The sequence below is a fragment of the Paraburkholderia sp. SECH4 genome (assembly GCF_030511745.1).
Classification (GTDB): domain Bacteria; phylum Pseudomonadota; class Gammaproteobacteria; order Burkholderiales; family Burkholderiaceae; genus Paraburkholderia; species Paraburkholderia madseniana.
In genome coordinates, this window is record NZ_JALOCP010000013.1 from 93,503 (window position 1) to 107,503 (window position 14,001).

Sequence of the window (14,001 nt, forward strand, 5' to 3'; positions counted from 1 at the left end):
CCAGGATGACGAACGCGAACCCTCACGCTACTGAAGCTGACCGCCCGCCGCTGCGCATCCTCTTTCATATCAACGATTTCGGAAAAGGCGGCACCGAGACCGCGCTGCTGTCCTGGCTGAAGACGCTCGACCGGCGGCTGTTCGCGCCGAGCCTGTCGGTGGCCTATCCGACCGACGACCTGTCGTTCTGGCGCGCGCAGTCGATACCCGCCGATGTGCCTGTGCACGTCCTTGCCTCGTCGAAATGGATGTACGCGCTTCATCAGGCGGCTCGTCGGCGCAGACTCGGTGTCGGCGTGAAGTTATTGCACAAGCTGTTGACCTACGGCGCCATCCGGCCGCTGGCGGCGTTTCGTATGCGGCGTCTCGCAAAGCAGCACGATCTGATCTGCGATTTCGATTTTTCGCTGCGCCATCTGGCGGGCGGTTGCGACGTGCCCTGGTTCGGCGTGAGCCATTTCAGCCTCGCGGCGCGGCTCGGCAGCAAGAGCGAGCGCTACGTCGCCCGTCGCGTGAGGCATTATTCGCGTTACTCGGCGATCGCCGTGCTGACCCCCGCCATGCTGAACGAGGCGCAAGAACTCTTTTCGGCAACCGGCCTCTACATTGTCGAATTGCCGAATGTGATCGACGTCGACGCACTGCGGCGCGCGGCGCGCGCGGAGATCGAACGTCCGGCGGAGTCGTTCATCGTTTCGGTGGCGCGTCTGGACGAAGGTCAGAAGGACCACAAGACGCTGTTGCGAGCCTACGCTCAGGTACGCAAGGGCGGCCGCTGCGAAGCGGTGCTCGTCCTGATCGGTGAGGGGCGGGACCGGCGCGAGCTCGAGCAACTCGCCGACGAATTGGGCATCGGCGCTTCGGTGCATTTTCTGGGTTTCTGTGCCAATCCGCCGCCCTATATCCGTCAGGCGAAATTGCTCGTATTGAGTAGCCGCTACGAGGGTTTCGGCATGGTGCTCGGCGAGGCTATGGCGCTCGGCACACCGGTGCTTTCGGCGGATTGCCCAACCGGTCCGCGGGATTTGCTGGAGGGCGGCAAGGCCGGCCTGCTAGTGCCGCCGGGCGACGTGGACGCGATGGCGCACGCAATCGAGCGGCTACTCAAGGACACCGAGCTACGCCAGAGTCTCGTGCAGGCGGCACTGCGAAAAGTCGAGACGTTCACGCCCGCAAGCGCCAACCAGCGGATGCTGGACCTCGCGCTACGTCTTTTGACGAAGCAGGACGCGCTGAGCGTGCAAACGCCTCGCTGAACCGCAAGCGAGGTTCACACCCCGCCCGTCACCAGCGGCAGCACCGTCAAATCGGGGTGCGTGCCGTCGACGATACTGCGACCCACATGCACACCCTCGTAGAGCGCGTCTTCCATGCCGGCGAAGCTCTCTTCGCCATCCGGATGGAACGGCACTGCATGCCCTGGGATGGCCGGATCGGCGCCCGGATGGCACACGTAACCGACATACGTGTAGCGGTTATCAGGCGCGGCCGACGGCTTCGTTTCGTCGGGCGGATTTTTCGGGAAGGGCGCCACGTGAATTTCGAAACCCTCGTACTCCACCATCTGCCAAGGTGCGGTTTCATCGGCCATGGCCGCCTCCGTCTTTGTCGTGCGCTTCTCAAAAAGTCTAGCTGATTTGAACGTAAAGCGCGCCTCAAGACTGATGCGGCTAAACCACTATGGTTTGATCGCCCCGAGCTGTTTGAGCAGGGTCAGATTGTCTTCGAGGTGCCAGTTTTCGACGATGCGGCCGCCCTCCACGCGATAAAGATCGAAAGCCTGGAAGTCGACGGTCTGGCCGTTGCCTTTGAGGTTCTGGAACTGCCCGGTGAAGTGCCCATAGAAATGCAGATGAACCGAGGCGCGGTCGCCCGCCACCACGAGGTCGTCGATTTCGGCGTGCAGGTCAGGCACCGCCGCGCGAAATCCCTTCGATGCCTGCAACGGGCCGCTCGGACCTTGCTGCCTGCCGTCCGGCAAGGTGCGGTCGACGAACGCCGGTGACAGTGCGAGTTTCGCGTAGGCCTCGTCGCCAGTATTCCAGAACGCGGCGTAGCGACGCGCGGTCCGCACGATCGCGGCGCTCTTCGCCGAAGCGGAGTCGACGGCAATGTGATGGGGCACTGGCAAGGTGTCAGCGCTCGCTGCGTGTGCGCTCACGGCGCCGGCGAGGCCCGCTGCGAGCAGCGCGTGACTGGCAAATCTGTAAATGAAGGTTGGGGACATGACACGCTCCGGAGAAGTTGATTTGATGAAACGCATTCTCTGGCTAACGGCTGTGTTTGATAATCGGTCTGTTGCTTAAAGGATTTTCGAGTTTTATTTGAAAATCATCGTTGCGGTGGCGTCGCGTCGGCACCGAGCGTGCGGGCACGCGCCCGACCACGTCATCTTCTCCGAGTCATATAGAATGACGCGCTTTGCCCATACAAGACCCCGCCAATGTGGTTCAAAAACCTTCAGTTGCACCGTCTTCCCGCTCCGTGGTCCGTCACCCCTGAACAAATGGAGAAATGGCTCGCGCCGCACGCGTTCGCGCCCGGCAACAGCGTCGAGATGCAAAGCCACGGCTGGGCGTCGCCGCGCGACAACGACTCGCTGGTGTATTCGCTCAATGGCCAGATGCTGCTGGTGTTTCGCGCCGAAAAGAAACTGCTGCCGGCTTCGGTCGTCACGCAAGTGACCAAGGCGCGTGCGCTCGAACTCGAAGAGCAGCAGGGCTTCAAACCTGGCCGCAAGCAGATGCGCGAACTCAAGGAGCAGGTGACCGACGAACTGCTACCGCGCGCCTTCAGCATTCGTCGCGATACGCGCGTGTGGATCGATACCAGGAACGGCTGGCTCGTGATCGACGCGGGCTCGCAAGCGGTCGCCGACGAAGTGCGCGGCCTGCTGGTGAAGTCGATCGATCAACTGCCGCTCGGCACCGTGCGCGTCACGCAATCTCCGGTGGCGGCGATGACCGGATGGCTGCTTTCCGGCGAGGGTCCCGCGGGCTTCACGCTCGACCAGGACACCGAATTGCGCTCGCCGACGGAAGGCAACGCGACGGTGCGCTACGTCGGACATACTTTGGATGCCGAAGATATGCGCCGTCATATCGAAGCCGGCAAGCAATGCATGCGTCTCGCGATGACGTGGAACGATCGCGTGTCGTTCGTGCTGACGCCTTCGTTGATAATCAAGCGCATCGCGCCGCTCGATGTCCTCAAGGAAGCAAGCGACCCCACCGCGCAGAACGACGACGAGCGCTTCGATTCCGACGTCACGCTGATGACCGCCGAACTCGATCGCATGCTGTGCGATCTGCTCGACGCATTGGGTGGAGAGCAGGGCATGGAAATGCCGCAAGCCGCGGCTGCCTGAGTGACATTCGCCGGAACTGCGTTTGTCCGTTGCAGGCCGGCGCGTCGAGAATGCTTCGCGCCGGCGCTTATTAAGCCAGATTATGGTTATCTGAATCCGGCTTAATAAAATTTACCCTTCATGTCCCGGCCGTCACACTGTTTGTGCTGACGGTTCAAGCCGTCAGGAACCTTCCGATCCATTGACGCGCGCCACGCTTTCCATCATGCGAGTCGCGTCATCCTGACCAGGACTCGACATGAAAATCGCCCACTTGATGATCGCCCTCGGCCTTGCCTGTGCCGTCTCTGCCACCTCCACTGCCATGGCTGCCAACGCGACGTATCCTCCCGCGCCGCTGCCAGCGTACGCGCAGGACGAATTGCAGAAGGTGATCGACGCCGCAACGGGGCCGTTGCCCGCTGCACAGACTTCATCGACTGCGCCACAAAGCGCGGCAACCCCGCAAAGCCCCGCCGTGTTGCCGAACGGTCCTTATGCCACCCCGCGCATCTCGCCGCACGATGATGAACCGCATGCGGCCGCGAGTGCGAGCAAGCGCGGCGCACGTCCGTCGAAGGCGCATCGGCATGAGCGCCACAAGTACGTCTGAGGATCTTGCTGCGATCGTGCGGTGTCGATGCACGATGCATTCGCGAAGCGGCGCTGCGTGAAAGCGTCATCACGCGCAGACCACCGCTACACCGAACCCGTTCGCGCCAGCGCCGTGAATATGGTTAAGATTGCGTTCAGAAAGGCGCATCGATCACGGAGGGCTTGCAATGGTTCGACTGGTTATGATCCTGCTGGGTGTCGATTACCTACGCGCGCGCTGGCGCTCGTTGCAGTTGATCGGCTGGGTGAGCCTCGTGCTCGGTGTGGTGGTGTTCATCGACGCGCTCGATAGCGCGCTCTATTTCCCGATTACGCCGTTTGCGCTGTTGCTGTTGCTCGAAGGGCTCGCTACGCTGACCGTCGCGTGGACTGGCATGGGCGGGCAACGCACGCTGCGCTATGTGAAGGGCATCGCATTCTGCTTTGCGGCGGCGCTGATTCTCGCCGGCCATCATCACGGCAACTTCATTCTGTCGATGATCTTCGGCACGCTCTTTCTCGCCGACGGTCTGCTGCAGATCGTTTCCGCGAAGGTCGTTCGTTATCGCACCTGGCGGCTCGCGATGATAGGTGGGGGTGTTGAAATCGCGCTGGCGGTTTTCTTCTATCAGCCTTATCCGACGCACTATGTGGGCACCGTGCCGTACTGTCTCGGCCTCGGTCTGATATTCGGCGGCTGGAACCTGATTCTGCTGAGTACACGCGTGCGGCGTCTCGCCTCGAATCCCGCAGTGGCGTCGGATGATGCAAGCGCGGATGCGGCCAACTCTGCGGCGAGTGCGGTCGCGCCCGGTCGGTTGAGCGCGGTGGAATGGGACGGCCCGCCCAGCGCCGATGAAGATGCGTTGACCGTGCACGTGTGGACGCCGGTCGGCTCGGCCAAGGGCGAGGCGCGGCGGCAGTTGATCGTCGATCGTTATATTGCGGCGGTGGATCGTAACGGCGTGATATCGACCGGGCATGCCGCGCTCGAATCGCCTGAAGGCATCTACATCAGCTTATATCCGGGCGTCGAGATCGATCGTTCACCCGACGATTTCGCGCGGCTTCTGCGCGCGACGCGCGAGAACGACGTGCCCGGTGTTTTTCAGCCCGACTACCCGACCGAATCGAAAGCGTGGTGTCCGTCCACGGTTCAGGTGCGCATACGCAATTACGATCCCGCGCGTCTGCGCCGTTTCTGGGACACCTATCGTCAGGACACGACCTACAACCTGACACACCGCAATTGCTCGAGCAGCGTATCGCGCGCGCTGGAAGCGGCGATCGAAGGCGCGTCGGCGCGGGTATGGGGCAACCTCGGCGGATGGCGGCCGTTTCTGCGGGTGATGACGACGCCGGAGTTGTGGGTGGCTGCGCAACTGCGCAAACGCGCCGCGACGATGGCGTGGACACCGGGCCTCACGCTCGACTATGCCCGCGCGCTCAGCATGCTCGCCGACCCGCGTCCGTCGGGTTGGGTGAAGATGGCGCGCCTCGCCGTGCGCAGAATGGTGCGTTCGCGGCAGGAGTGGCGCGAGGAAGAGCGTGGCGCGCCGGCCGCGCAGGAAGCCGGGCCCAGCCGCGCCGCCAGTACTGTGCGCGATTGAGGCGCTTGATGCGCTCGATGCTGGCGCGCCGCACGGGGCCTGCCCGACTTCGACGTCACTGTAGAAACAGTAGGCGTATCAAGCGCTTGCCGATTTTGCCGGGTAGTTATGCACAGATTTGCGAACAGATTCTGTTGATAACTTCCGCGAGCGCGCCACCTCCGGCCAAATGAGTGATTTCAACCAATATGGCGGGTGTATGCTCAAAGCGAAAGCTTGTCGATGACAGCACCTCACCACGCCGAACCCTAGTCGTGGCTCTTTCAGGATCAAACCGTGCCGGGCGCCCAGCGCCTGCTGCGGCAGCGGTTTTACCAGCGTGAACGTGATGCTCAGGACGAATCCAGTTGCATCCATCGGCCTGTCAGATGACTGAGCCACAGCGTTTCACGGTGCGTCATGTCAGCGTCTACCGTTACTCGGAACCCGTGCGGTTCGGCGAACACCGGATGATGTTCCGCCCGCGCGCCAGCCACGACTTGCGCCTCGTCACGAGCCGCTTGGTGATTACGCCGACGCCGTCGCGGCTGCACTGGCTGCACGACGTGTTCGACAATTCCGTGGCGGTCGCGAGTTTCACGGGCAAGGCGAGCGAATTGCGCTTCGACAGCGAAGCGACGCTCGAACACTTCGAAACGCCCATGCCTGACTACGCGCTCGAGCCGTACGCGGTGAACTGGCCGTTCGCGTACACCAACGAGGAAGCGTCCGATCTCGTGAACGCACGCAGCCGCCAGTATCCCGACCGCGACGTCGACGAATGGGCACGGCGCTTCGTTCCCGTGCCGGGCAGCGGCGGGGTGAGCGGCGCGAGCGGCAAGAGCGGCACCGGCGGCACGATGGCGTTGCTGCGCGCGATGACACTCGACATAAAAAGCACGTTTTTCTATGTGCGCCGCACGGAGAAGGGCGTGCACCGTCCTGGCGACACCTTGCGCAACCGCAGCGGCAGTTGCCGCGATTTCGCCGTGCTGATGATGGATGCGGTGCGCTCGCTCGGCCTCGCGGCGCGCTTTGTGAGTGGCTATCTGTTCGTGCCCGACGTGCCCGAGCACGACGCGGTGCAAGGCGGCGGTGCGACGCATGCGTGGCTGCAAATCTATCTGCCGGGCGCCGGCTGGGTCGATTTCGATCCGACCAATAGCATCGTCGGCAATCGCCATCTGATTCGGGTGGCGGTGGCGTGGAACTACTACCAGGCGTTGCCGTTGTGGGGCACATGGCATGGCGCGCCGCATTCGTTTCGCGGTTTGCAGGTCGATGTGAGCGTGACCGAAGGAAAGTGAGGGGCGAGCCGGATGACTGGGCTTGCACAAATCGAACGTGTTAGCTGGGAGTGTCAACTCAGGTTGCTCACCGGGCGCGTCAACTGAATGTTTCAACTGGAAGAGGGCGTCGCGATGAAATTGCGCGTTGGCTACGAGCTGGTCTATGAGTGCGTGCAACCGACGCCGATGATGCTGATGTTGAACACGCACTATTCGCACGCGAAGGACGTGCTGAGTCCGGATTTGCTGGCGGTCAATCCGCCGGTGCCGATCAGCCAGTATCGCGACGGCTTCGGCAATCTGTGCAGCCGGATCGTGGCGCCACAGGGACTGATTGCGTTTTCGACAAGCGCGGTGCTCGAGGTGTCGTCCGAGCCTGAGCGGCGGCCGCCGCTGACCGAGCAGCATCCGGTAGAGGCGTTGCCTGACGATACGCTGGTGTTTCTGCTGGGCAGCCGGTATTGCGAAACTGATTTGCTATCCGAATTTGCGTGGCAGACGTTCGGCAAGATGCCGCTCGGGCGCGGGCGCGTGGATGCGATCTGCAACTACGTGCACGAGCACATTGTGTTTGGCTACGATTTCGCGCGGCCGACCAAGACCGCGTGGCAGGCGTGGCAGGAGAGGAAGGGCGTGTGCCGGGATTTCGCGCATCTGGCCGTGACGCTATGTCGGGCGATGAATATCCCCGCACGGTATTGCACGGGCTATATCAGCGATGTCGGCACGCCGCCGCCGTATGCGACGATGGATTTCGCCGCGTGGTTCGAAGCGTATGTGGGAGGCTGCTGGCAGACCTTCGATCCGCGGAACAATGTGCCGCGTACGGGGCGGGTTTTGATGGCGCGCGGGAGAGATGCCGCCGACGTCGCGATCAGCAATGCGTTTGGGGCGACGCAGTTAATGAAGTTCGATGTTGTCTGTGAGGCAATATAGGATTCATTCGCCTCCCGTGGCGGTTTTGTGCCGATGGCGCCGTGCGCAAAGCACGGGCAATTTCGGCCGACCAGGCGTGCGCGGCTTCATTCACCAAGCGCGAGCGCGCGCTTGCGTCGCAACAGCGCCGAGCCGAGCGACACCGCCACGCCGATGCAGCCCATCGCCACCGAAAGCGCCACGATCAGCAAGCCGGTCTGTGCGCGCGCCGAAAACACCCCGACTAGCAAACCGGCGAGTGGTTGCGTCATGTTGTTCAACAGGATCACCGCGCCGGTTGTCTTGCCGTAGTCCTCGGGCGGAATGATTTTCTGCCTTGCGCTGCGGATGTAGACATTGAACATCTTGTCGAAGCCGACAATCAGCAGGAAGCCGAGTGCATAGCCCCAGGGCGCCGCACTCGCGCCGGCGATCACGCCGCCGGCACAGATTGAAATGAACGCGACCCGGCCGAGTGTCTGCGCAGGCCAGGTGTTCCGCGCGATCGTCAGGAGAATCAGCACCGTCGCCACGGCGCCTGCGGTTTGCAGGCCGGCATAGTAGCGGTTCGATTGCGCGTGAAAGCCGGTCACCATCGCAGCGGATGTCGCGAGCGTCACGCCGATCACCAGATTTTCGGCTGCGGCGAGCAGCACGACTTTTTTCAGGCCGGGCAGTACCAGCACATGGCGCAGCGCGATGCGCAGGGGCATCGTCCAGTGACCCGGCGCAGTGGGAGGTGGATCACCGGCGCGGAAACCGCTGGTGTGTTGCCACAGCATCAGCGCCGCATCGGCAAGCAGAAACAGCACGCCCGTTGCGCCGACCACCCACTCCCAGCGCCACAAGCCGAGCAGCAGTGCGGCCAGCATCGGGCCGAGTACGAAACCCAACTGGTCGGCCAACTGCGAGTAGGCAAGGACACGCTGGAATTGCTGCGTGCAGAAGATTTGCGGCAGCATCACTTCGCGTGCGACCAACCCCTGGCTCGTGAGTACACCGCACAATGCCGACAGCGCGATCAACCAGCCGATGCCGCCAAACAGCACATACGCCAGCACGCCGCCGAAACACACCAGTGCTCGCACGGTCTGGCTCACGCGCATCAGCTTGAGCGGCGAGATCCGGTCGCACAAGGCGCCGAAGAAGGGAAAGACCAGGTAACGCGGCAGGGTTTCGATAAAAAACGCGAGACCTGACCACGAGACCTGGTGCGTCGTCTGAAACACGACGAGTGGAACGAGGAACAGCAGGACCTGATCGGCGAGACGGGCGACAAACAGCGAGCAGAAGAAAGCCTGATGGTTGACGCGCACCGTTCATGTCCCGCCGTTTATGGGTCGAGACCGATCCTATCAAAGATCGAAGGGCCGCGGCTTATTGCGCGCCGCACCCCGCGCCTTGCATGCCTTCCTGAATCTGTTCCGGGGTCAGGTCGCGCTTGTGCGTGGCGAGCGACCAACTGTGGCCGAACGGGTCCTTCAACTGGCCGTAGCGGTCGCCCCAGAACATGTCGGCAAGCGGCATGGCGACGGTCGCGCCGGCCTCGACGGCCTGCTTGAAACTGGCGTCGACGTCTTCCACGTAGTAATGAATCGTGACCGGCGTGCCTTTCAGCGCGTTCGGGCCCAGCGCGTTGTGGTCGGGCCATTCGTCGGTCAGCATCAGCGTGGAGTCGCCGATCTTCAGGCTGGCGTGCAACACTTTGCCGCCCGGCCCGGGCAGGCGGTATTGCTCGACGGCGTTGAAAGCCGTGGTGTAGAACGCGATGGCTTCCGCGGCGTTGGCGCAAATCAGATACGGGGTAAGCGAGTGCATCCCGTCCGGGATCGGTTTGACAGCGGGGCTGGACATGACGGCGACTCCTTGAAGTAACAGGTTCGTGAGTTGAAAGACCGGCTGTGTAAGCCAGGCCTTCAACGTTACGACGAGCGCAGCACCGTTGAATCGACACTCCGGGAAAAATATTTTTTAAGCACGCCCGTGCGGTGCGGCGTGTCAACCGGCCGGATTGTCGTCGTCCGGCGGCGTGGCCGGTGTGGAAGGTGTCGCCGGCGTCGCCGCGCCACCGCCCGGCGCGCCGAGGATGCTGATCTGGAACGTCGGGGTCGCCGCAAGCGATTGCAAGGTCGCATCTTCCGGGATGTGCTCGAACAGCGGCAGGATCACCGAGCCGCCGATCACCGCGCGCCGGCTATTGTCGGCCGGACGCAAGCCCCACACATCCTGGTAGACCACCGGCACCGCGCTGCCGTTGCGGGTCGTGTTGCCGATGTACAGCATCACATGGCCGCCAATGTAGATCAGCGTGCGCAACGGTTCACCGTGCTGAGCGAGGTAGTCGAGCCGTTGTGCCGGCGTCGACGCGGACAGATCGATCATGCGTCCGGCGCGCATCTGCGTCGACGAATGGCGCGGCAGCCACACGCCGAACGCCGCGAAGATGCTTTGCAGCTCCGACGAACAGTCGTTGTAGAGGCCGCTATTGCCCCAGCCGTACGGCCGACCGATCAGCGTTTTCATCAACATCGCCAGATGCCGCGGGGTGGCGGCGAGCGGCATCGGGGCAATCTGGGCATCGCTCAGTTGGGCGGTGCGGATGACCGCGTGGCCGTCCACATCGCGGGCCGGGACGAAGAGTTTGCGGGAGGCGGGGGCGTCGGTGGCTTCGCTCGCTGGTTGATTTGCATGTGGTGCGGGCCGCGTCGCGTGGTCCGGGGCGAGCGGCAGCAGCGTGCCGGCGGGCGCGTCGAAGCGGAACACGCCGCGGCTGTCGCGCACCGGCGCCGAAGCGACTATTACGGCGCCCAGCGACTTCGCGGTGGCGGCGCGCCACGTGTCGACGAAGGTGTCGTCAGTCAGGCCGACGCCTTCGCTGCGCACCCAGCCTTGCACGTCGGGCGTCTGCACATAGCGCCACGCGCCGTCGATGCTGCTGCCCAGCACATACAGCGGCGTGCCTGGACGTATTGCGGAGATCTGCAGGTTGTCGAACGGATAGCCTTCGCCGGCAAGGCGGTGATCGTAGAACGACGGGTCCATGGTCGGCAGTTCGCGCACCATCAGGTTGCTGGTTGCGATCGCGCGGCGTTCGGGTTTGTAGACCGCCTCCTGCGTGAACTGGCCAACGTCCATGTTTTGAGCGATCGCTTCGATCCACGCCTTGTCGTGCGGCCGGAAATTCTCGCCGTAGCCGAGCGCCGCGCCGCTCTTGCCGGTGTTGTCAAACTTGTCGATGCGGCGCTGCTGCAGCGCGACAATGTCCGCGCCTTGCTGGCGATAGACGCGCATCGCCACGTAAGCGGAATTCCATGGCGACTGCGCGGTTGTGCCGGTGCCGAAATAGCGTGCGTAAAAGGCGCTGAAGTGCGCCTGCTGATCTGCGGGACTCAGGAACGGCCGGTCGTAGCCGGGGCTGTCCGGTTCTAGCCAGTGATCGACGTTCTGGTCGTAATTGGCGATCGGGAACAGTGCGACCGTGTCGACGCTCGCGTGAGCGTCGCGGGTCGGCGACGGATTGCTGCAGGCGGCGAAGGTAGCGGCGGCTGCGAGGGCGGCGCATAGCGTGGCGGCACGGCGGGCGTGCGGCAATCGGGCGGCCACGCGAGTGACCAAGCGTGCGGCAAAGCGGGGCAGGACGGCGACAGGCATGGAGTTCGACGGTGATGGTCCAAGGGCACGATGATACGGTGTCGCGCGACGGGCGGGGCATTGTGCGTTTGCGGCGCCATGAGTGTATTTACCCAACGTTTATGTGGTTTCATTGAGGTTCGAATCGTCAATAGCGCCTGTGCCATACCGCACTTCACGCGCAAGCGGCCGTCCAGGCCGGGCGTTTCTTTATACTCGACACATCGCCTCGAAGCGTCTTTCACGAGGCTCCACAACCAGGAGAACAACATGCAAACCAGCGCACGCAATCAATTCGCCGGCGAAGTCGCCGAAGTCAAACACGGTGCCGTGAACGACGAAGTCACGTTGCGCACCCAGGACGGTCTTGAGATCGTCGCGATCATCACGCACGGCAGCGTGACGTCGCTCGGCCTCGCTGCCGGCAAGAAGGCCTTTGCGCTGGTCAAGGCGTCGTCGGTGATCGTGATGGTCGACGTCGCGAAGAGCCAGGTGTCGGCACGCAATTGCATCGCCGGTACCGTGTCGGCGGTGACCAAGGGCGCGGTGAATTCGGAAGTGACCATCAGCGCGGGCGGCGCGCAGATCGCTGCGATCATCACCAATGAAAGCGTCGACCGCCTCGGCCTCGCGAGCGGCAAAGCGGCGACGGCGATCTTCAAGGCATCGAGCGTGATCATCGGCGTCGAATAACGATCGATGCATGGCGTTGTTCGCAGGCTTGGCGTCTGGACAACGCTGTCAGGTCGCACGTAGATCGAACGGAAAGAGGGCAGCATGCGCAGCGCGGCGTGCCGTGAAGGAAACGGCGGCTTGATTTAAACTGCACGCCTCGCTGTTCCTCTTTCCGCTTTCATTACGGACGCCGTCATGTTCGAAGTCTCCTCCGCCTCGCATCTCCCCAAGGCCGCGCAATACGAAGAACTGGTCGCCCAGGCGCGCGCGCTGCTCGCCGACGAAACCGACTGGATCGCCAACGCGGCGAATTTCTCCGCGTTCGTGTTCCATTCCCTGAGCGATCTGAACTGGGCCGGTTTCTACTTTCACGACGGCCGCGAACTGGTGGTCGGGCCCTTCCAGGGCAAGCCCGCCTGCGTGCGCATTGCGCTCGGCAAGGGCGTGTGCGGTACGGCAGCCCAAACCCGTCAGACGCAAGTGGTGCGCGACGTGCATGAATTCCCCGGTCATATCGCCTGCGATTCGGCGTCGCAATCGGAAATCGTCGTGCCGCTGGTGGCACCGGACGGCACGCTGATCGGCGTGTGGGATGTCGACAGCCCGGTCGTCGCGCGCTTCGATGAAGAAGACGCGAAGGGCATGGAAGCACTGTGCGCGGTGTTTATCGAAGCCGCGCTTCCGCGCGCAGCCTAGGCGTTTCAGGCAGCGCTGATCCAGCGGTGCGGTGGCACCCTATGCTTTTTCATACATAGACTAGATGCATTTCAGGGGATGGGTCGGCGGACCTCGTCCCGCTATCGTTCTCTCCACGCGCTCAAGAAAACACATGAGCGCGACGAACCCCCACCAGGTTTTGGAGACATGCATGAGTTCCGCCACCGCTACTGCCACCGCCGCCACCACCAGGCCGCTGACATTCCAACGTTCCCCCGCTTTACCCCGCCATTGCACCTTCGATAGCCACGACTGGGAGATTCTCAGCCGCTACTGGCATCCGGTGGCGTTCGCCGCCGACGTGACCGACAAACCCATCAGCGTGACGCTGCTCGACGAGCCTCTGGTCGTATTCCGCTCGAACGGCCAACTGGTGAGCGCGCGCGATATCTGTCCACATCGCGGCGCGCCGCTCAGCCAGGGGTGGGTTGATAACGGCAATATCGTGTGCCCGTATCACGGCCTCGCGTACGGCAACGACGGCAAGTGCAAGCACATTCCGTCGCAAACGGATGGCCCGATTCCCGAGCGCTTGCATCTCGTCACGTATGCGACGCAGGAAGCTTACGGCCTCGTGTGGGTCTCGCTGGGTGGCGGCACCGAAGCGTTGCCCGCGTTTCCCAACTGGGACGATCCCGACTTCCAGCAGATCCTGCCGCCCTCGATCGACATCAACGCTTCGGCGGGACGTCAGACCGAAGGCTTCATCGACGTCGCGCATTTCGCATGGATTCACCATGACAGTTTTGCCGACCGGCATAACCCGGTGGTGCCGCAGTATTCGGTCGAACGGCGTGAGCGCGGCATGCACGCGGAGTACGTAAGCACGGTCAGCAACTTCCCGAAGTCGATGCAGCATCGCGCGCCTGAGGGGTATCTGTGGCACCGCTTCTTCGACGTGGACGTGCCGTTCTTTGCGCGCTTGACCGTGCACTTTCCCGAAAACGGCCGCCTGTCGATCCTGAATGCCGCGAGCCCGGTGTCCGCGCGCAAGACGCGTCTGTTCGTGCCGATCGTGCGTAACTTCGATAAGGATTTGCCGCTCGAGGACATCTACGCGTTCAACCGTCAGGTGTTCGAAGAAGACCGTGCGATCGTCGAACAGCAGCGCCCGGAAGATCTGCCGATCGACCGCGCGGCGGAAGCGCCGATTCTCGCCGACCGTTCGTCGGGTGCCTACCGTCGGGCGTTGGCCGAGATCGGCCTCGGCCAGGCCTATGTGCGCTAGTTCGCGGTGCGCGTTCGT

The 14,001-nt window shown here is 63.1% G+C and carries 14 protein-coding genes; 9 read left to right on the plus strand and 5 right to left on the minus strand.

Translation table 11 applies throughout. The features are described 5' to 3' along the window. The first annotated feature begins 5 nt into the window (after window positions 1-5). Window positions 6-1,256, plus strand: coding sequence for a glycosyltransferase (locus M0D67_RS19170; RefSeq protein ID WP_266239398.1), 1,251 nt, complete (start codon window positions 6-8; stop codon window positions 1,254-1,256). Window positions 1,257-1,270: 14 nt separating this feature from the next. On the opposite strand, the gene M0D67_RS19175 is transcribed toward M0D67_RS19170, so the two are convergent. Then, window positions 1,271-1,591, minus strand: coding sequence for a hypothetical protein (locus M0D67_RS19175; protein ID WP_154562187.1), 321 nt, complete (start codon window positions 1,589-1,591; stop codon window positions 1,271-1,273). A gap of 87 nt (window positions 1,592-1,678) precedes the next feature. After that, window positions 1,679-2,227 carry an ester cyclase gene (locus tag M0D67_RS19180; RefSeq protein WP_154562189.1) on the minus strand — a complete coding sequence of 183 codons (549 nt, stop codon included), beginning with the start codon at window positions 2,225-2,227 and terminating at the stop codon, window positions 1,679-1,681. Between the two features lie 216 nt (window positions 2,228-2,443). Here M0D67_RS19180 and M0D67_RS19185 point away from each other — a divergent pair, with 216 nt between their 5' ends. The 5 genes from M0D67_RS19185 to M0D67_RS19205 all read left to right on the plus strand — a co-directional run bounded on the left by M0D67_RS19185 (window position 2,444) and on the right by M0D67_RS19205 (window position 7,754). Next, window positions 2,444-3,367: a recombination-associated protein RdgC gene (locus M0D67_RS19185; RefSeq protein ID WP_154562191.1), complete on the plus strand. Its 924-nt coding sequence runs from the start codon at window positions 2,444-2,446 to the stop codon at window positions 3,365-3,367. Window positions 3,368-3,605: 238 nt separating this feature from the next. Then, entirely contained in the window at window positions 3,606-3,959 is a 354-nt protein-coding gene (locus M0D67_RS19190; RefSeq protein WP_154562193.1) for a hypothetical protein, read from the plus strand. Window positions 3,960-4,128: 169 nt separating this feature from the next. Next, entirely contained in the window at window positions 4,129-5,550 is a 1,422-nt protein-coding gene (locus M0D67_RS19195) for an HdeD family acid-resistance protein (protein WP_166618225.1), read from the plus strand. Between the two features lie 368 nt (window positions 5,551-5,918). After that, complete coding sequence (locus M0D67_RS19200) at window positions 5,919-6,836, plus strand: transglutaminase family protein (protein ID WP_154562197.1); 918 nt, start codon at window positions 5,919-5,921, stop codon at window positions 6,834-6,836. A 114-nt stretch (window positions 6,837-6,950) separates the two neighbouring features. Beyond that, window positions 6,951-7,754, plus strand: a complete 804-nt coding sequence (locus tag M0D67_RS19205) for a transglutaminase family protein (RefSeq protein WP_154562199.1) — start codon at window positions 6,951-6,953, stop codon at window positions 7,752-7,754. 86 nt (window positions 7,755-7,840) lie between these two features. Here M0D67_RS19205 and M0D67_RS19210 read toward each other — a convergent pair whose 3' ends face one another. From M0D67_RS19210 to M0D67_RS19220, 3 genes are all read right to left on the minus strand, one after another. After that, on the minus strand, window positions 7,841-9,049 hold the full coding sequence (locus M0D67_RS19210; RefSeq protein ID WP_266239399.1) for an MFS transporter: 1,209 nt from the start codon (window positions 9,047-9,049) through the stop codon (window positions 7,841-7,843). A 61-nt stretch (window positions 9,050-9,110) separates the two neighbouring features. Further along, entirely contained in the window at window positions 9,111-9,587 is a 477-nt protein-coding gene (locus M0D67_RS19215) for a VOC family protein (protein ID WP_266239400.1), read from the minus strand. 144 nt (window positions 9,588-9,731) lie between these two features. After that, window positions 9,732-11,384: an SH3 domain-containing C40 family peptidase gene (locus M0D67_RS19220; RefSeq protein WP_266239401.1), complete on the minus strand. Its 1,653-nt coding sequence runs from the start codon at window positions 11,382-11,384 to the stop codon at window positions 9,732-9,734. A 249-nt stretch (window positions 11,385-11,633) separates the two neighbouring features. Here M0D67_RS19220 and M0D67_RS19225 point away from each other — a divergent pair, with 249 nt between their 5' ends. The 3 genes from M0D67_RS19225 to M0D67_RS19235 all read left to right on the plus strand — a co-directional run bounded on the left by M0D67_RS19225 (window position 11,634) and on the right by M0D67_RS19235 (window position 13,983). Beyond that, the gene (locus M0D67_RS19225; RefSeq protein WP_266239402.1) at window positions 11,634-12,056 is read left to right on the plus strand and encodes a molybdopterin-binding protein; all 423 of its coding nucleotides are present in this window, start codon (window positions 11,634-11,636) and stop codon (window positions 12,054-12,056) included. Window positions 12,057-12,233: 177 nt separating this feature from the next. Continuing rightward, complete coding sequence (locus M0D67_RS19230) at window positions 12,234-12,734, plus strand: GAF domain-containing protein (protein ID WP_266239403.1); 501 nt, start codon at window positions 12,234-12,236, stop codon at window positions 12,732-12,734. Between the two features lie 172 nt (window positions 12,735-12,906). Next, the gene (locus M0D67_RS19235; protein WP_266239404.1) at window positions 12,907-13,983 is read left to right on the plus strand and encodes an aromatic ring-hydroxylating dioxygenase subunit alpha; all 1,077 of its coding nucleotides are present in this window, start codon (window positions 12,907-12,909) and stop codon (window positions 13,981-13,983) included. The last annotated feature ends 18 nt before the right edge of the window (window positions 13,984-14,001 follow it).